This is a genomic window from Apibacter sp. B2966 (assembly GCF_011082485.1).
Lineage (GTDB): Bacteria > Bacteroidota > Bacteroidia > Flavobacteriales > Weeksellaceae > Apibacter.
This window is the reverse complement of record NZ_CP049714.1, coordinates 480758-498784: the sequence shown is the minus strand read 5'-3', so window position 1 is coordinate 498784 and position 18027 is coordinate 480758. Positions and strand designations below refer to the sequence as shown.

Sequence of the window (18027 nt, the reverse complement as noted above, 5' to 3'; positions counted from 1 at the left end):
CTAAAAATGGTTGTAAATTACATACAACAAAATTTCGTATATATCTGATATATTGTTAATTTTGACACATGATAAATGAAAAAGTAAATATTAATAAAACTCATCTTGGTCGTAATATTAAAAAAATAAGGCTATGTAAGAATATAAGTCAAGATTATCTTGCTGAAAAGCTTCAAAATACTCAACAATATATTTCAAAGTTAGAAAATAAAGTTGAAATTGATGATGAGACATTAGAAAAGTTAGCAATTATACTTGATACACCAGTTAACACAATTAAAGAAATGGTAGATGATTCACCAATTAACTACTATAACACGCTTCACGATAATGCCACTCTAAACGGAGCAAATTCAAATTCTTAAAATATTAATTTTACTTTTCATTAACATTCGATAGATAAATTTATAGAGGTTTATGAAAAGCAGCTTAAGAATGTGAAAAATTCATTTGCTCAACAAATGGAACAACAGAAAAATTTATATGAACGTGAATTAAAAGAAAAAGATGAAAAAATTAAAAAACTTAAAGAAAAAATAAAATAATTTAAAATATCATTAAAATGTATAACAAATAGGTGCTTTTTTATAGGATAATCATATATATTATTTTTTCAATATGGTCATTTTTTTAGTAAATTATTTATTTTTAGTAATTTGTCTAATTTAGTAGTTGATTTAAACCCAGTTTATTAACTAGATATTTATAAAATACTTTATACTTAGAAATTTAATTTTATATTGATATAGTAATATATAAATTTACAATAGGCATTTATGTATGCATTAGATAAATATAATATAAAAAGTTTCAAAATTTCAAGAGTATATTGTAATATATGTAAATATATTAACAATTATAGAATAATACCAAAGTAATATTTAAAGTAATCAATAGTGCATCCATTTCCTACTTCTATTTTTATTTAAAAACACAGTGATTAACATTGATTTAATAAAAATCATTTTTAATTAACTAGGATTTATAAGTAATACGCATCTATATTTAAGATTTGTTTAGTATAAAGATAGTATTAATTTCTAAAAATTTATTCTTATAATAATCTATGAAAGAATTGGATTTACTATTGACTGATGTTATGTTAGAAAAAGACAAAAAAATAAAATGCATCCGTTTGGTATCGATGTTTTTGGAGGCTATGGCATCGACCTTAAAAACGGAAGGACACCAACCGTAGGCGTTGGTATAAGCTAAAATTTTATAAAGCTTTAAATATATATTTATGAAAGTGAATAGATTCTTAAATTTTAAATCATAAAATTTATGGTCTCATAAACCTTTTATCGTATATTATTACTATTACATAAAATTTTTTATAAAAATTAATTTTAATGTATTACTTTTCAATTGTACTATGAAAAATTATGTGCTAGATGGCGTAAAGTTTCAAATTGAATATCTGTTTGCTAATTATGGATTAATTATTGCTTTATTTGTTGTAGGTTTTACTATAGGATATCTTTTTAAAAAATATATTTCCGATAGAGATTTTAAAAAACAAATAAATTTAAGGATACAAGAAAAGGATGAATTAATAAATGATTTAAAATATATTATTTATAATAAATTACAAGAAGTTAAGGTTGAAAAGAAAGATTATTTATTTTTTAAAAGTTTAAAAGAATTTTTTAAAAAAATTAAATCATTTATATATTACTAAGAATACTATCTTAAGTACTATTAATGTATGTATTGCTCCATCAATATATAAACCAAAAAAAGGAAGTATTAATTTTGAGGTTAGCTTCCAATTATGATAAGATGGAACTTGTCTATATAAAAAATAAGAAAAATTTAGAAAAAGAAGACATTGAATTTTTAAAAATATTTAAAAATATAGTTGTTAATCCTGAATTTCTAGACTTTAAAATAAAATTAATTATTTTTCTAAATTCTTTGGAAGATCAAGAGTATGCAAAGGATAAAAAGAATATAAATGAAGTAATTAAAATCCAAAATAAGGAATTTTTAAAAGCTTATGATCAATTTAATGATACATCAAAAAAACTCACAATCTTAAGTACTTATAATCTTTCCGTTTTAATTTTCATTAGTAAGCTTTTTTTTAAATTCCTGGTTAGAAATGGTTTTTCTAGTCTAAAGTTAAATTATAAAAAAATTGTATCAGAAATTAAAAATGTTTTAAATAATAAAGATATTCTTCTTTTAAAATGTGAGTAATTAATTAATTTATCACTCTATCAATTTTTTCATATCATCAACCACTTTTTTACCCATCATTTTAGCGTAGTGTTGTGTCTGTTTTAAATTAGAATGACCTAAAGCTCTGCTTACTGTTTCAATAGGAATACTTTTATTAAGTAAATAAGTGGCAAAAGTATGACGAGCAACGTGACTGGTAAGTTTTTTAGTAAGTCCGACATATTCACCAACTATTTTTAAATAATCATTATATTTTTGATTGCTTATTTTAGGTAGTTTATAATCAAATTTTTTTAACACTCTTTCGGCTTCCGGTAAAAGTAATGATATAAAACTTTCATCGGTCTTTTTTCTATTAGACCGAATAACTTTATACCCGTCCAGTTCAACGATATATTCACTATTGAATAGTTGAGTGTCGGCATAGGACATACCGGTATAACATTGAAATAAAAATAACTCTCTGACTCTGTCAATTTTAGGGTTATCAAATTCAAATAAATAAATACAGTCAATTTCTTTATGGGTTAAAAATACAGGCTTCTTAGACTTACCTTTTGAAATTTTAAATAAATCGTAGGGATTAGATTTACAAAGTCCCCTTTTAATCGCCTCATTAATATATCCCTTAAACAAACTATGACGTTTGTAAAGAGTAGGGGAAGATTTAATAAACTGTCTTAAATACTCATCAAAGTCTAATAAATTTTTGTAGGTTAAATCCGCAAATACTTTAATTTTTCCAAAGTCTTCAAGCCTTCTCAAAAACGATTTATTATATTCTAAGACGGATAAAGAGGGGTCGCGCCGTTTTAATTCAGAATAAATAAATTCAACTACTGAATGGGTTAAAGATTGTTCTTTATTCCAGTTTTTGGCATCTTCTAAGGAATTGCAGTTTTCCGATAAAACAAATGCCTCAATATTCCTAAATATCCGATGAGCCTTAGCGGTTATGGCAGATGCATTAGGATGATTCTTGCAGGTAAATCCGTTTTTGGGTGTAAATTCAGATGGTTTTAATCTAATGCCTGTAGATATAAATATACGGTTTATGGTTTTGTTCTGCCTTACTTCAATGTGTAATAGCCCTGTTTCTTTACCTTTATTCTTAATTTCATTTTTCCTGTCGAATATAAAGCGTAATGATAAGCTATCCATGTAATTGTAAATTTGATTAAAGGTATCAAAAAATTTGATACTTTTTTAAAAAAAGGTATCAAAAAATTGGCAGAATATGGCAGAATATGGCACAGGTAAAAAAACGTAAAAAAGGGCTATAAACCGCGTAAACACAAGAAAACCCGCTATTTAAGCGGGTTTATTAGCAGAGAGGATGGGATTCGAACCCACGATACGGTTACCCGTATACTACCTTTCCAGGGTAGCCTCTTCAACCACTCGAGCACCTCTCTGTTTAGTAGAGCGCAAATATAGAAATATTTTTAGATTGAACCAACTATAATATAATCTTTATTAAAATTAAATTTAACGAGATGAACGTTTAAATTTATATTTCATTAAGAAATTAATAATATAGATATAAAACTCAAATTGTATTAAAACTCTTTTTCTGATTACACTAATTATAAAATAAAAAAACAACTAAGATTATCTTAGTTGTTTTTTTATAATAATAAGAATTTAGTTACTATTAACTATACATATCATCGATTAGAAATTTAAATTTTTCCAATACAATTTTACGTCTAACTTTTAAAGTAGGAGTAATCTCACCAGAATCCATGTTAAAATCCATAGGAAGCAATTGAAATTTTTTAATTTTTTCAAATCCTGCTAAATGTTGCTGAATATGATTGATTCTCGCAGTGAACAAATCTTTTATTTTTTGATGAGATATAAGCTCCTCAAAAGAATTAAAATGAATATTTAAATTTTCTGCAAAATGTTTCAACGCTTCAAAGTTAGGTACTAATAAGGCAGTTACATATGGTTTATTATCACCCACAACCACAGCTTTCTCAATATAATTATCATTGGTTAAAAGATTTTCAATCGGCTGCGGACAAATATATTTACCGTTAGACGTTTTCATTAAATCTTTAATGCGATCAATAATAATTAAATTACCGTTTTCGTCAAATTTTCCTGCATCACCGGTTTTGAACCATCCATCGGCAGTAAAAGCATCTTTAGTCTCTTTTTCTTTCTTATAATAACCTTTAAAAACCCCGTATCCTTTAATTAAAATTTCATTCTCATCGCCTATACGTATTTGTACTCCTGTCATGGGCTTACCAACCGAATTATACTCATAGTTTTTCAACGGAAAAGCTGCCACAGTCGCAGTGGTTTCAGTTAAGCCATATCCCACGCATAAATGAATTCCAATACAATCCAAAAATTCTGTTATTTCTGGACTAATCGAAGCTCCTCCCACAGGAATAAATCTAAGATTACCTCCCAATTGTTTCTTAACTTTTTTGAAAAACAGTGTATCAACGATTTTATACTTAAGGGCTAAAAACCAAGGGATTTTTTTGTCGTTTCTTTTTAGATGGGTGTATTTTTGACCAATTTTTAAAGATGATGTAAATAATTTCTTTAAAAATTTGGGACTGCTTTGGATTTTTTCATTAACAGAAATGTAAATCTTTTGGAAAAGGCGAGGAACCGAACACATGGTTGTCGGTTTCACTTCTAAAAGAAATTGTGATATTTCTCTAGGATTTTCACAAAAGCTCAGCTGTCCACCACTTGACAGTACAAAAGAGCTCCAACATTTTTCGAATACATGACTTAATGGTAAAAACACTAATGAATTTTCATTTTTAGGAGTAAAACCAAAGAAACTTTCATGAGCTTTACAAGCTTCGATAAAATTTCCGTGAGAAAGCATTACGCCTTTAGGTTCTCCGGTTGTTCCGGAAGTATATATTATAGAAGCGATATCGTCTTTATCTTTAGAAACCACTTCACAGTCTGTTGACTGATCTTTAATCAAATCATAAAAATGATAGGAATATTTACTTTGTAATTCAATAAAATTCTTAGCAACTAAAATATGTTCAAGAGAAGTTCCTTTAGAATAGATCTTTAAACAATTCGTATATTGTTTTTCATTTCCGGCAAGAATAATTTTTACATTAGCATCATCTATGATGTATTCAGCTTGTTCAGAAGTTAGAGTAGCAAAAATCGGTACAGTAACAGCACCAATAGTAAGAATCGCTAAATCTAAAATCATCCATTGCGGCATATTATCAGCATATATGGCAATCTTGTCATTAGGTTTAGCACCTAAAGACTTTAGAGCATTGGCTGTCTGTTTAACTAAATTTGTAAACTCTAACCAAGTATACGATTTCCATTCATGATTTTCTTTAAAATTTAAGGCTACTTTAGAAGATAATACTTTATTATCAAGTATGATTTGCGAAAAATTCATATATAATTTTTTTTATCGAAATTTAGAATAAGATAAGCCTAAATCTCGAAATGTAAAGTTAAGAATAATATAATTCTTATGAAATTAAGGTATGTTAATTATTTCAAAAATTAGTTAATTTTTGGCTAGATTTAGTAATATATGTACTTTTATATCCTAAAATTAGTAAAGAAATGGTATCAGGAATTGTAAATACCTTTATCCAGTGGTATGTAAAGAAAAGGGTTAAGCAAATGGAAGTGTTCATCAATCATCCTGAAGATACCCAAAATGCCGTATTAACAGCTCTTTTATATAAGGCAAAAGATACCGAATACGGGAAAAAATATAAGTTTAATCAAATAACTTCATATAAGGATTTCAAAAATCAATTACCATTAGTACATTATGAAGATTTCGAACCTTATATAACGAGAGCAAGAAAAGGCGAAAAAAATGTTATATGGCCCGGAATAATTCAATGGTTTGCTAAATCATCCGGTACAACCAATGCTAAAAGTAAATTTATTCCAATTACAGAAGATAGCTTACAAGAATGTCATTACAAGGCCGGAAAAGATTTATTTTCAATGTATGCTTTCCATAATCCAAATACAAAGATTTTTCAATGTAAAAATTTAAGGTTGGGAGGAACCCGAGAAAATTACGCCGGTTTTGATTCGAAATATGGAGATTTATCTGCCGTTTTAATAGATAATCTACCCTTTTGGGCAGAATGGAAAAGCACTCCAAATAAAGAAGTATCTCTTTTAAAAGATTGGGAAATCAAATTACCTGCAATTGTGGAACAAGTCATTACGCAAGATGTGGGAAGTTTTACCGGAGTTCCCTCCTGGATGATGGTATTATTAAGAAAAGTATTAGAAGCTACTGATAAAAAATACATTGATGAAGTATGGCCGAATGTTGAATGTTTCTTTCATGGGGGAATAAGTTTTACTCCTTATGTTGAGCAGTATGCATCCATATTTTCCAAACCGATTAATTATTATGAAATTTATAATGCTTCCGAAGGGTATTTTGCCATGCAAGATACGAATGAAAGTAAAGATATGCTCTTAATGCTCGATTATGGTATATTTTATGAGTTTATACCTATGGATGAGTTTTATTCGGATAATCCGACAGTTATATCCATTGAAGATGTAAAGTTAGACACCAATTATGCATTGGTTATAACAACTAATGGCGGATTGTGGAGATACATTATAGGAGATACGATAAAGTTTGTTTCTAAAAATCCGTATCGAATAAGAGTTACGGGAAGAACCAAATTTTATATTAATGCATTTGGAGAAGAATTGATGGTTGAAAATGCTGAAAAAGCCTTAAAAGAGGCGGAAAAAGAAACCCAAGCGATAATATCCGAGTATACGGCCGGGCCGATATTTATGAAAGGAAAAGAAAAAGGTTCGCATGAGTGGATTATAGAATTTGCGCGTCAACCAAATTCTCTGGAAAAATTTACGGAAATTTTAGATAATGAATTGCAGAAATTAAATTCAGACTATGAAGCCAAAAGATATAATAATATGACATTAACGATGCCCAAAGTACATTCAGCAAGACCTCATCTTTTCTATGACTGGATGAAGCAAAGAGGTAAATTGGGGGGGCAAAATAAAATACCCCGTTTAGCTAATGACAGGGAATATTTGGATTCATTGCTGAACTTAAACCATAAATAATCTAAAAACTTTAATAATGAAACAATTTTTTTTAATTTTAGGAACTACTCTAAGCTTACTTGCCTGTTCATCTAAAAATAACACCCATTCGGTCATTGTAGGAAATGATGCAGACGAACACGGGTGTAAAAGATCTACCGGTTCTCAATGGTCGCAAATTAAAAGAGATTGCGTTCAACCGTTTAGTGTAGGAATAAAATTAAAACCTGTTTCCACAACCTCTACTCAAGCAGCTTATATAATTGTTGATAAAGATCGTATAGAAATATTTTCATCTGAAATACCCGGTTCAGTGATCGCACAAAAGATAAATGATACTGAATGGAAAAATGGAAATTGGGTAGTAAAAAAAATTAATGATATCTATGAATTAGAAAAAGACGGCAAAACGCTTTACAAAAATAACTAATAAGGATTTCAATTCAATAATAATATTAGTTTACGAAAAATTATATGGTAAAACTACAGAAACTTTAGGTAACTCTATTTTTATAAAGTAGGATATTTTTAAAAGTTTTAAGTTCAAATCTATAAAGCATATATATACTAGAAAATGTGAAAATTTATTGCCTTTGATCCATAAAATTTGAAAATAAATAATTACATTTAGAAACAGTATTAATAAATAAGAGGATGATCCAGTCACCTTTAGCAGAAAGAATGCGTCCGAAAACCCTTGAGGACTATCAATATCAAAATCATTTAATTGGAAAAGACGGTCCCATTAAACGAATGGTGGAAAGTGGAAATCTGGCTTCCATGATTTTTTGGGGTCCTCCGGGAACAGGAAAAACAACTCTGGCAGAAATAATAGCCCATGAATCTCAAAGAGACTATTATACACTTAGTGCGGTAAGCTCCGGAGTTAAAGAAGTAAGAGAAGTAATAGAAAAGGCTAAAAATCAAAATTTATTTACCGGAAAAAGTCCTATTTTGTTTATTGATGAAATCCACCGATTCAACAAGTCGCAGCAAGACAGTTTATTACAAGCCGTTGAGAAAGGATGGGTCGTATTAATCGGAGCAACCACGGAAAATCCCAGTTTTGAAGTTGTATCAGCACTATTATCCCGATGTCAGGTATATACCCTTTATCACTTAGATAAAAAAGCGTTGTCCAATTTATTGCACAGAGCTATAACAGAAGATGAAATTTTGTCCCAAAAGAAAATAATCATAGATGAAGAAGAGGCCTTATTGCAATATTCAGGAGGCGATGCCAGAAAACTGTTAAACAGCTTGGATTTAGTAGTACAACAATTCAGTGATCAGGAGGAAATCCATATCAATAATGAAGAAATAAAAAAAGTCATTCAACAAAATATGGCTTTGTATGATAAAGGAGGAGAACAACATTACGATATCATTTCCGCCTTTATAAAGTCGATTCGAGGTTCAGATCCCAATGCAGCCGTATATTGGTTAGCCCGAATGCTGGATGGGGGAGAAGACATTAAATTTATAGCCCGAAGGATGGTTATTTCCGCTTCAGAAGATATAGGTATGGCCAATCCTACAGCTTTAATATTAGCAAATAATACCTTTCAAGCGGTAAATGTCATTGGAAATCCCGAAGCAAGAATTTTATTAAGTCAGTGTGCTATTTATTTAGCAACCTCTCCTAAATCAAATGCATCCTATTTGGCAATAAATTCAGCCTTTGCATACGTTAAAGAAACAGGAAATTTGCCCGTTCCTCTACCAATAAGAAATGCACCCACTCAATTAATGAAAGAGCTGAATTACGGTTCAGGATATAAATATGCCCATGATTATCCGGGAAATTTTGTATATCAAGAATTTTTACCCGATCAAGCTTCTCATCAAAGTTTTTATCAACCCGGAAATAATCCGAGAGAAAACAAACTCAGAGATTATCTTAAAAATTTGTGGATGGATAAATACAATTTTTAATATGATCACAGAATTGACTAAAATTCAGTGACAAAAACGATGTAGTAAAAATAGAATAAATCTTCCTTATAGTCCTATTTTAATTTTTCCAACCTTGCCATTCAATAGTTGCAACTAAGATAAGAATCTTAGTTCGTCTCTATTTTTGAATCATTAATTAATTTAGTTATACGTATTTTTGTATAGGAAATTTCAGTAACAGATATGTCATTAGAACTTCAGTTAAAAACATTACCTAACAAACCGGGAATTTATCAATTTTTTGATGAAAACCAGAAAATTTTATATGTTGGAAAAGCTAAAAACTTAAAAAAAAGGGTTTCATCCTATTTCAACAAAGAACATGTAGGTAAAACTAAAGTTTTAGTTTCAAAAATTAAAAATTTAAAAATTACGATTGTTGATACTGAATACGATGCCTTATTGTTGGAAAATAATCTGATTAAAGAATTTCAGCCGCGATATAATATTCGTTTAAAAGATGATAAAACCTATCCTTGTATATGCATTAAAAATGAACCCTTTCCAAGAGTTTTTTTAACCAGAAAATTAATAAAAGACGGTTCCGAATACTATGGTCCTTATAGTTCCGTAGTAGTTGCCAAAGCACTGTTAGAGTTAATAAAAAGTATCTATCCCTTACGAAGTTGTAATTTAGATTTAACTCAAGAAAAAATTGAATCACATAAATTTTCCGTTTGTCTGGAATATCATATCCATAATTGTTTAGGTCCCTGTGAGGAATATCAAACGCTTGAAGATTATTTAGAAAATATCAAAGAAATACGGGATATTATCAAAGGTAATATATCCGAACCTTTAGCATCCTTACGAAAAAAAATGATGCAGTATTCTGATAAAATGGAATACGAAAAAGCACAGCAAATAAAAGAAAAATTAGATATTTTAGAAAAATATCAAGCGAAATCAACTGTTATTTCACCCACTATATCCAATGTGGATGTATTCGGTATTACTTCCGATGAATCGGCTGCTTATGTTAATTATTTTAAAATTGTAAAAGGTAGAATCATTCAATCCTATACAACTGAAATAAAAAAACAGTTGGATGAATCCGATGAAGAAATATTACAAAAAAGTATAATTGAAATACGAGAAAAATTCAATTCAGTATCTAAAATCATTTATATTCCTTTTCCTGTAGATATAAAAATACCGGATGTAAAATTATATATTCCTAAAATAGGGGATAAAAAGAAAATATTAGATTTATCTGAAAGAAATGCCAAAGAGTATAGGTTAGAAATGCTAAAACAGGTTAAAATTGTAGATCCCGAACGACATTCCAACCGAATTATGGCTGAAATGAAAACGCTTTTACATTTACCGGAAGAACCACGATTAATTGAAGGTTTTGATAATTCCAATATACAAGGAACCAATCCGGTTTCTGCCTGTGTTGTCTTCCGCAACGGCAGACCGAGTAAAAAAGAGTATCGTATTTTTAATGTTAAAACAGTAGAAGGACCTAATGACTTTGCTACTATGGAGGAGGTAATATATCGCAGATACAAAAGGCAATTAGAAGAAAATAACGAATTGCCTCAACTTATACTAATTGACGGAGGAAAAGGTCAGTTAAGCTCTGCCTATAAATCATTGGAATTACTGGGATTGGCTGGAAAAATACCTATTATCGGGATCGCCAAAAGGTTGGAAGAACTCTATTTTCCCCATGATTCCATCCCTTTATATTTGGATAAAACTTCTGAAACCCTAAAAGTGTTGCAAAAAGTTCGGGATGAGGCACACAGGTATGGAATAACCAGGCACAGAAATAAAAGAAGTAAAAAAACATTCACGACTGAACTGGAAACAATACCCGGAATTGGAAAAAAAACCATTGAAATACTTTTAAATCACTTTAAATCCGTATCAGCCATAAGACAGGCTAGCGAAGATGAAATTCAAAAGCTTATTGGTGATAAAAGAACTTCAATAATCCTAAATTATTTTAAAACGGATAAATAAGTTTTATTAAACCTCTTAAACTCGATAAAAAAGTTAATCGGATAAAATCGTTACTATAATTAAAAGATAATAGTATTTTTGCTTGTTATTTTTAATTATAAAAATTTATGAATTATACATTTTATTCTAAAATTGGATTGCTTTTTATTTTTATATTGAGTTTTCAACTATGTATCTGTCAAAAAAGATCAACCAATCATTTAGCCGCCTTACATGCCGTAAAAAAAATTTTAACTGCCAGTACCAATCAAAGTTTTTCCGTACTAAAAGATACAGGTTCATTTCTGATCAATACAAAAATGGAAGAAGCCTTACCCGATGAACTTAAGGATATTAATACGAAACTCGAAACCTTAGGCTTATCCAGTATAGTTGAAAGTGAAAAGCAAAACATCGGTAAAGCAGCTCAATCTTCAGTTAATTTATTTAAACCTATCATTAATTCTGCAATTAAAGATATCACGCCTTTAGAAGCTGCTAAAATTATTGCAGGAGGAAAGGGAGCAGCCACTCAATTTTTGAAAAAGAAAACGGAAGCGAAACTTTTTGAAGCAATACAACCCGAGGTTGAAAATGAATTAAACAGCAGTGGAGTAACCGCATTGGTTAATTCTGCGTTAAACAACAAAACAATTCAAAATGCCTTAGCCATGATTACGGGAAACCCTGCTTCAACAACTGAAAACGGAGCTAATTCGATTGCTAAGTACGCAACTAGTCAAATTGTTAATGGATTTTTTCAAGTAGCAGAAGAATATGAAGTAAAAAATTCCAATCTTTCTACAGATCTTATTAAATCGTTAGTTAAATAAGCTAAAAAGAAAGTTATTTTTGAATTAAACAGTATCTATCACTTAATTTTAGTCATCCGGAAAAAATAAAGAAACGGTTAAAATAGAGGATTAGATAACTAAAACAAGTTTTATTAAAATAAAATTAAAAAAAGCCATTCTGATTAGAATGGCTTTTAATGTATCAAAGATAATTTATTACTTTATCATTTCGTAACTTCTCTTAATAAAATCAGTAAGATCCTTACCTTTTAGTATATTTTGAGAAAGTTTAGCTAAGTCTAAAGCTTGTTTAATAATGGAAGCTTTTTCGTCTTTGTTTTCCTTCTTTAATATCTCGGAAGCAATAGGATTATTGGTATTTACGACAAGATTATAAGATTCAGGGAAATTACCCATCATGCCGTACATTCCACCGCCCACTTGTTGCATATCTTTCATTCTTCTCATAAATTCCGGCTGAGTCAAAATAAAAGGAGCGTCATCCTTACTTAAATTTTCTAACGAAATAGTATACGTTTTAGAATCTACATTTTCCTCAATTTCTTTTTTAAGAGTTTCTTTTTCTTCATCGGTTAAAACAGATACGGTGTTTTCGTCCTTCTTGATAAGATTGTTAATATGATCTGCATCTACTCGAACAAAAGAAATATTTTCTTTAGAAGTTTCCAATTTTTGAATTAAATGAGGAACTATTGGAGAATCCAATAATAAAACTTCATAGCCTTTTTGTTTAGCCGTTTGAATGTATTGATCTTGCTCATCTAAATTGGAAGCATATAAGATCACTAATTTACCATCTTTGTCGGTTTGGTGATCTTTAATCTTATCTTTTAACTCGTCAAACGTATAATATACATGATCTACCGTAGGATAAAGCGCGAATTTATCTGATTTTTCATAGAATTTTTCTTCGGAAATCATTCCGTATTCTATTACTATTTTAATATCATTCCATTTCTTTTCAAAATCCTCGCGGTTTTCATTAATTAAAGAAACCATCTTATCAGCTACTTTTTTAGTTATGTAAGAAGAAATTTTCTTAACAGCGCCGTCAGCTTGTAAATAAGAACGAGAAACGTTTAACGGAATATCGGGAGAATCAATAACCCCTCTCAATAACATTAAGAAATCGGGAACAATGCCTTTAACCTCATCGGTAACAAAAACTTGATTTTGATATAATTGGATTTTGTCTTTATCTAAATTCAGGTTATTGGCTAATTTAGGAAAGAATAAAATTCCGGTTAAATGAAACGGATAATCTACATTCAAATGAATGTAAAATAAAGGTTCATCAAATTGCATCGGATACAGCTCATGGTAAAATGCTTTGTAATCCTCATCTTTCAATTCAGAAGGAGACTTTGTCCATGCCGGATTAGGATTATTGATGATATCATCAACGATTACTTTTTCAGGTTTGGCATCTTTATCAGCCCCCTCAGGTAGCGGTAACATTTCTTCCTTAGTTCCGAATTTAATCGGAATAGGCATGAATCGATTGTATTTTAACAGCAACTCGCGAATTTTGTATTCTTCTAAAAATTCAGAAGAATCTTCGGCAATGTGTAAAATAATTTCAGTACCGCGATCTTTTTTATCCGCAGGACCTAAATCGAATTGAGGACTTCCGTCGCAAACCCATTGCACGGCCGGAGCATCTGTATAAGATTTTGTTATGATTTCCACTTTATCGGCAACCATAAATGCAGAATAGAAGCCTAAACCGAAATGACCTATAATACCTTCTTTTTCAGCATCTTTGTGTTTAGAAATAAAGTCTTCAGCTCCGGAAAACGCTACTTCATTAATATATTTTTGTACTTCTTCTTCTGTCATACCGATCCCTTGATCGATAATATGAAGGGTTTTATCTTCTTTGTTTATTTTAATTTCAATAATTGGACTGCCGTATTCAACATTAGCTTCTCCAATATTCGATAAATGTTTAAGTTTTAATGTAGCATCGGTAGCATTAGATACCAGCTCACGTAAAAATATTTCGTGATCGTTATATAAAAACTTTTTAATCAGTGGAAAAATATTTTCAACCGATACATTAATATTTCCTTTTGCCATATATTTTTTTATTTTTTACGATTTATTAATGAAAATTAATTTTCAAAAGTCAAAAAAAGTACCAATGAAAATCTTATGACAAAATGACGGGAAACAAAGGTAAAAGGCGGATTAGCATTAGATAATTTTTATTTCCAATATTATAAAAGCATTTATTATTGAATTTACAATATACTATCCAATTTTTATTTTCTAAAATAAGATAAATTTATTTTAATTTTTTATCTTTAATAGTTTAAATTAAAAATTATTACAAACTTAATTTTAAGTGTAAACAGAATGATAAGAAAAGCAGTTAAAGGAGATTGTAAAAGATTAATAGAATTAGTACAAGAATTAGCCGATTTTGAAAAAGCACCGGATGAAGTTACCGTAAATCTATCCCATTTTGAAGAAAGCGGATTTGGAGATCATCCCGTTTGGTGGGCGTTGGTCGCTGAAGATGAGAAATCTAAAACCATTATAGGTTTTGCTTTATACTATGTGCGATATTCGACATGGAAGGGACAACGCCTGTATCTTGAAGATCTTTATGTATGCCCCGATTGGAGAGGAAAAGGAATAGGAAGTCAACTTTTTGAGGCTGTAATCAAGGAAACTAAAGATAAACAATTAAACGGGATGGTATGGCAGGTATTGGAATGGAACGAAACGGCGATAGAATTTTATAAAAAGTATAATGCAAAATTTGATGCAGAATGGATCAATTGCAGTATCGATTTATAGTCTCAAGCATTTAAAAAATATATCAAAGGGTTTATTTTATACAGCAAAGTAGATAATTTACATTTTTTTGTGTTGAATCTTTAGTTTTAGTTGTGATTTGTTAAAAAATCATTGTTAATTTATGAATAGATTTATCGAAAATGTAAGATTTTAACAGATTTATATCATTAAAAAAACATTTATTTTTCGAATTTCATTATATTTGTAAAATTTCTTAAATTCCGTATAAAATAAGATAAATTTTATCTGAAATTATGTATTATTTGAAAATAGAGCAAAAATAATTACAATTTTTTATACTAATACTAAATTACTAACTGTAAAGAATTAATTTTGAAGAATTTAAAGTCTGATAGAACAAAGAAAGAATTAAAAAGAGGATTATCTAATCGACATATACAACTTATCGCTTTAGGCGGCTCCATAGGTACCGGATTATTTTTAGGAATCGGACCGGCTGCTGTCATGGCAGGACCATCCGTTATTTTAGGTTATACCATTGCCGGATTTATAGCATTTATGATTATGAGGCAACTGGGAGAAATGGTGGTTGAAGAACCGGTATCGGGAAGTTTTAGTCATTTTGCCAACAAATACTGGGGGCCTTTTGCAGGTTTTGCTTCCGGTTGGAACTATTGGTTGTTATACACGTTAGTAAGCATGACGGAATTAACCGCCATAGGAACGTATGTACATTTTTGGTGGCCGGAAATTCCATTATGGGTATCGAGTTTATTCTTTTTTGTGGTTATTAATTTAATTAACCTGGCTAATGTAAAGATTTACGGAGAAGCAGAATTTTGGTTTTCAATCATAAAAGTTATTGCAATCATAGCTATGATTGTTTTTGGAAGCTATCTTTTGATAAGCGGTTCGGGAGGCCCTAAAGCATCCATAACTAATTTATGGAATGACGGTGGTTTTTTTCCTAAGGGCTTATTTAATTCAGATGGAACAGGAGGTTATCAAGGGTTACTTGCCGCAATGGCTTTCATTATGTTTTCTTTCGGAGGGTTGGAGCTGATCGGGATCACTGCTTCTGAAGCAGAAAATCCTGAAGTAACTATCCCTAAAGCGACGAATCAGGTAATATACAGAATCCTTATTTTTTATACCGGAGCTTTACTGATCTTATTTTCACTTTCTCCGTGGAGAGAAATAACAACAGGAAGCAGTCCGTTTGTAACCGTTTTTGATACCCTTAACGGTTTTAGTTTTACATTATTAGGTCATACTTTTTATTTTACAAGCATCATTGCAAATGTTCTGAATGTGGTGGTTTTAACTGCAGCCCTATCTGTTTATAATAGCAGCGTGTACAGTAACAGCAGGATGTTATATGGTTTGTCCGTTCAAGGAAATGCTCCTAAATTTTTATCGAAACTGAATGCCAATCATGTACCGGTAATGGCCATATTGGTTTCCGCCTTATTTGCTGCTGTTTGTGTTATTGTAAACAAAGTAATGCCGAAAGAAGCTCTCAATTATTTAATGTCGTTAGTAGTTTCTTCTCTAATCATCAATTGGATAATCATCAGTTTAACCCATTTTTATTTTAAAAGAAGTAAAAATAAAGAAGGAGTGTTTAAAACTAAATTTCCTTCTTTATGGTTTCCGCTGGGAAATATTATTTGTTTGATATTCTTAGTTGGAATTTTACCCATTATGTGGTTTACCGGTATGGAATTATCTATTGAGCTGATTCCTGTATGGTTGTTTGTTCTGTATTTCTGCTATAGATTTCCTAAATATAAATGGATTTTATTAATTATATTTTTAGCCTATTTTCTCTGGAGAATTTACAGCATAATTTAGTGGGTTATTATATTTTCAACCATACAATGATTAAGAAAATAGATTTGGGTTCTAATTAATTTAAAAAAAAATTAATTAGAACTTGTAAGCTTTTTTAAAGCATATTGTATCATTTTATCTATAGAGGAATACGGATCTTTACTAAAAGTACCTGCATAACGGTTAGCTACAATAGTGTTTAATGATAAAGCACGATGACCCATCAATTGAGATAAACCGTAAATGGCTGATGTTTCCATTTCAAAATTGGTAATTCTGTGATTTTTATATTCGAATCGATTAAGTTTTTCGTTCATCTTTTCATCATCTAAGTCCAAACGTAAAATTCTTCCCTGAGGACCGTAAAAACCAATAGCGGTTGCAGTGATACCGGCTCTGATGGCTGAATTTTCACACATAAGGTCCAGTAATTCTTGAGAGCCGTCTACAACATAAGGAACTGCTCTTTTTTTATTCCAGTGGGTTTGCGATGTAAACGCTTCTGCAATTTCATTAGTGTAAAAATTTTCAGTATTAGCGTAAAAGCTCATTAAACCGTCAAATCCTAATCCTTTAGATGAGGCAACCATCGTATCTACCGGAATATCGGACTGTAAAGAACCGGAGGTTCCTAATCGAACAAAAGTAAGTCGGGTAGGGGTAGATTTAATTTTCTTATTAACTAAGTCAATATTGGCAAGAGCATCCAACTCATTCAAAACGATATCAATATTATCGGTACCCATACCTGTGGATATTACAGTAAGCCTTTTTCCGTTAAGTGTTCCCGTGTGAGTAACAATTTCTCGTTTTTGAGACGTAACTTCAACGGAATCGAAATATTGTGACACTTTAGGTACGCGTCCCGGATCTCCAACCAGTATAATGGTATCTGCCAGTTCATCGGGTTTAATATTGCAATGATAAATACTCCCGTCGGGATTTAATACTAATTCTGAATTTGATAATTTAGAAGCCATAGTTTGTAAAGCTAATTTTTTTTAAATTTGATATCTGTATTTTATCCGCCCACTCGTTTTACGGAAAATCCTTTTTCTTTTAAAATATCCATTATTTTATCTCGATAATTTCCCTGAATAACAATAATTCCGTCTTTGGCAGATCCGCCCACACCTAATTGGGATTTTAGTTGTTTGGCAAGTTGTTTTAAATCTTCATCTGCTCCGTTATAATTTTCCAAGATAGTAACGGGCTTTCCATTTCTTCCTTTTTTTTCATATTTACAAATAATAGGGTCCTCCTGCATAAATAATTCTTTTTCAGGGGTGGAAGATGATTCTTCAGGTTCTTCAAACTGATGATTCGGAAATAATTTCTTAAGCTGATCTTGCAAATCCATGGTATTGCTTTATATATACAATTACGAAATTAGTAATTTTTTATTGTAAGGAATTGATTTTACTTATCTATAGTTTGAAATTATTGT

General features: G+C 30.2%; 16 protein-coding genes and 1 tRNA gene. 11 read left to right on the top strand and 6 right to left on the bottom strand.

The annotated features are described in order from the left end of the window. Positions 1-68: 68 nt before the first annotated feature. From G8C43_RS02095 to G8C43_RS02085, 4 genes are all read left to right on the top strand, one after another. A complete protein-coding gene (locus G8C43_RS02095; protein ID WP_166003797.1) occupies positions 69-365 on the top strand; it encodes a helix-turn-helix domain-containing protein in 297 nt (98 codons plus the stop codon). A gap of 701 nt (positions 366-1066) precedes the next feature. Then, on the top strand, positions 1067-1198 hold the full coding sequence (locus G8C43_RS09960; protein ID WP_255490397.1) for a hypothetical protein: 132 nt from the start codon (positions 1067-1069) through the stop codon (positions 1196-1198). Between the two features lie 177 nt (positions 1199-1375). Continuing rightward, a complete protein-coding gene (locus tag G8C43_RS02090) occupies positions 1376-1681 on the top strand; it encodes a hypothetical protein (protein WP_166003795.1) in 306 nt (101 codons plus the stop codon). Between the two features lie 101 nt (positions 1682-1782). Beyond that, positions 1783-2202 (top strand): hypothetical protein, encoded by a 420-nt coding sequence (locus G8C43_RS02085; RefSeq protein ID WP_166003792.1) that lies wholly within the window; start codon positions 1783-1785, stop codon positions 2200-2202. Positions 2203-2214: 12 nt separating this feature from the next. On the opposite strand, the gene G8C43_RS02080 is transcribed toward G8C43_RS02085, so the two are convergent. From G8C43_RS02080 to G8C43_RS02070, 3 genes are all read right to left on the bottom strand, one after another. After that, the gene (locus G8C43_RS02080; RefSeq protein WP_166003789.1) at positions 2215-3345 is read right to left on the bottom strand and encodes a site-specific integrase; all 1131 of its coding nucleotides are present in this window, start codon (positions 3343-3345) and stop codon (positions 2215-2217) included. 167 nt (positions 3346-3512) lie between these two features. Next, positions 3513-3599, bottom strand: a tRNA-Ser gene (locus G8C43_RS02075). Positions 3600-3838: 239 nt separating this feature from the next. Further along, positions 3839-5593 carry an AMP-dependent synthetase/ligase gene (locus tag G8C43_RS02070; RefSeq protein ID WP_166003787.1) on the bottom strand — a complete coding sequence of 585 codons (1755 nt, stop codon included), beginning with the start codon at positions 5591-5593 and terminating at the stop codon, positions 3839-3841. Between the two features lie 173 nt (positions 5594-5766). Between G8C43_RS02070 and G8C43_RS02065 the strand changes: the two genes are divergently transcribed. The 5 genes from G8C43_RS02065 to G8C43_RS02045 all read left to right on the top strand — a co-directional run bounded on the left by G8C43_RS02065 (position 5767) and on the right by G8C43_RS02045 (position 11999). Beyond that, entirely contained in the window at positions 5767-7281 is a 1515-nt protein-coding gene (locus tag G8C43_RS02065; RefSeq protein WP_166003785.1) for a GH3 auxin-responsive promoter family protein, read from the top strand. 16 nt (positions 7282-7297) lie between these two features. Continuing rightward, positions 7298-7690, top strand: a complete 393-nt coding sequence (locus G8C43_RS02060) for a hypothetical protein (RefSeq protein ID WP_166003783.1) — start codon at positions 7298-7300, stop codon at positions 7688-7690. A gap of 227 nt (positions 7691-7917) precedes the next feature. After that, positions 7918-9195, top strand: coding sequence for a replication-associated recombination protein A (locus tag G8C43_RS02055; RefSeq protein WP_185152356.1), 1278 nt, complete (start codon positions 7918-7920; stop codon positions 9193-9195). Between the two features lie 204 nt (positions 9196-9399). After that, on the top strand, positions 9400-11187 hold the full coding sequence (gene uvrC, locus G8C43_RS02050) for an excinuclease ABC subunit UvrC (RefSeq protein WP_166003779.1): 1788 nt from the start codon (positions 9400-9402) through the stop codon (positions 11185-11187). A 107-nt stretch (positions 11188-11294) separates the two neighbouring features. Beyond that, complete coding sequence (locus G8C43_RS02045) at positions 11295-11999, top strand: DUF4197 family protein (RefSeq protein ID WP_166003777.1); 705 nt, start codon at positions 11295-11297, stop codon at positions 11997-11999. 177 nt (positions 12000-12176) lie between these two features. Here the strand turns inward: G8C43_RS02045 and htpG are convergent, their stop codons facing one another. Then, positions 12177-14060 (bottom strand): molecular chaperone HtpG, encoded by a 1884-nt coding sequence (gene htpG / locus G8C43_RS02040; RefSeq protein ID WP_166003775.1) that lies wholly within the window; start codon positions 14058-14060, stop codon positions 12177-12179. A 279-nt stretch (positions 14061-14339) separates the two neighbouring features. On the opposite strand from htpG, the gene G8C43_RS02035 reads away from it, so the two are divergent. Together G8C43_RS02035 and G8C43_RS02030 are read left to right on the top strand one after the other, a co-directional pair. Then, positions 14340-14786, top strand: a complete 447-nt coding sequence (locus G8C43_RS02035) for a GNAT family N-acetyltransferase (protein ID WP_166003773.1) — start codon at positions 14340-14342, stop codon at positions 14784-14786. A gap of 333 nt (positions 14787-15119) precedes the next feature. Further along, entirely contained in the window at positions 15120-16601 is a 1482-nt protein-coding gene (locus G8C43_RS02030; RefSeq protein ID WP_166003771.1) for an amino acid permease, read from the top strand. Between the two features lie 71 nt (positions 16602-16672). Here G8C43_RS02030 and G8C43_RS02025 read toward each other — a convergent pair whose 3' ends face one another. Together G8C43_RS02025 and G8C43_RS02020 are read right to left on the bottom strand one after the other, a co-directional pair. Next, on the bottom strand, positions 16673-17560 hold the full coding sequence (locus G8C43_RS02025) for a nucleoside phosphorylase (RefSeq protein WP_166003769.1): 888 nt from the start codon (positions 17558-17560) through the stop codon (positions 16673-16675). Between the two features lie 41 nt (positions 17561-17601). Then, the gene (locus G8C43_RS02020; protein ID WP_166003767.1) at positions 17602-17940 is read right to left on the bottom strand and encodes a translation initiation factor; all 339 of its coding nucleotides are present in this window, start codon (positions 17938-17940) and stop codon (positions 17602-17604) included. Positions 17941-18027 lie beyond the last annotated feature (87 nt).

What these genes read in the sequence shown, in the direction of transcription:
- G8C43_RS02045 (WP_166003777.1), top strand. Translation starts at nt 11,295, where the DNA reads ATGAATTATACATTTTATTCTAAAATTGGATTGCTTTTTATTTTTATA.
- G8C43_RS02070 (WP_166003787.1), bottom strand. Translation starts at nt 5,593, where the DNA reads ATGAATTTTTCGCAAATCATACTTGATAATAAAGTATTATCTTCTAAA.
- G8C43_RS02025 (WP_166003769.1), bottom strand. Translation starts at nt 17,560, where the DNA reads ATGGCTTCTAAATTATCAAATTCAGAATTAGTATTAAATCCCGACGGG.
- G8C43_RS02065 (WP_166003785.1), top strand. Translation starts at nt 5,767, where the DNA reads ATGGTATCAGGAATTGTAAATACCTTTATCCAGTGGTATGTAAAGAAA.
- G8C43_RS09960 (WP_255490397.1), top strand. Translation starts at nt 1,067, where the DNA reads ATGAAAGAATTGGATTTACTATTGACTGATGTTATGTTAGAAAAAGAC.
- G8C43_RS02020 (WP_166003767.1), bottom strand. Translation starts at nt 17,940, where the DNA reads ATGGATTTGCAAGATCAGCTTAAGAAATTATTTCCGAATCATCAGTTT.
- htpG (WP_166003775.1), bottom strand. Translation starts at nt 14,060, where the DNA reads ATGGCAAAAGGAAATATTAATGTATCGGTTGAAAATATTTTTCCACTG.
- G8C43_RS02095 (WP_166003797.1), top strand. Translation starts at nt 69, where the DNA reads ATGATAAATGAAAAAGTAAATATTAATAAAACTCATCTTGGTCGTAAT.
- G8C43_RS02085 (WP_166003792.1), top strand. Translation starts at nt 1,783, where the DNA reads ATGGAACTTGTCTATATAAAAAATAAGAAAAATTTAGAAAAAGAAGAC.
- G8C43_RS02080 (WP_166003789.1), bottom strand. Translation starts at nt 3,345, where the DNA reads ATGGATAGCTTATCATTACGCTTTATATTCGACAGGAAAAATGAAATT.
- G8C43_RS02090 (WP_166003795.1), top strand. Translation starts at nt 1,376, where the DNA reads ATGAAAAATTATGTGCTAGATGGCGTAAAGTTTCAAATTGAATATCTG.
- G8C43_RS02035 (WP_166003773.1), top strand. Translation starts at nt 14,340, where the DNA reads ATGATAAGAAAAGCAGTTAAAGGAGATTGTAAAAGATTAATAGAATTA.
- G8C43_RS02060 (WP_166003783.1), top strand. Translation starts at nt 7,298, where the DNA reads ATGAAACAATTTTTTTTAATTTTAGGAACTACTCTAAGCTTACTTGCC.
- uvrC (WP_166003779.1), top strand. Translation starts at nt 9,400, where the DNA reads ATGTCATTAGAACTTCAGTTAAAAACATTACCTAACAAACCGGGAATT.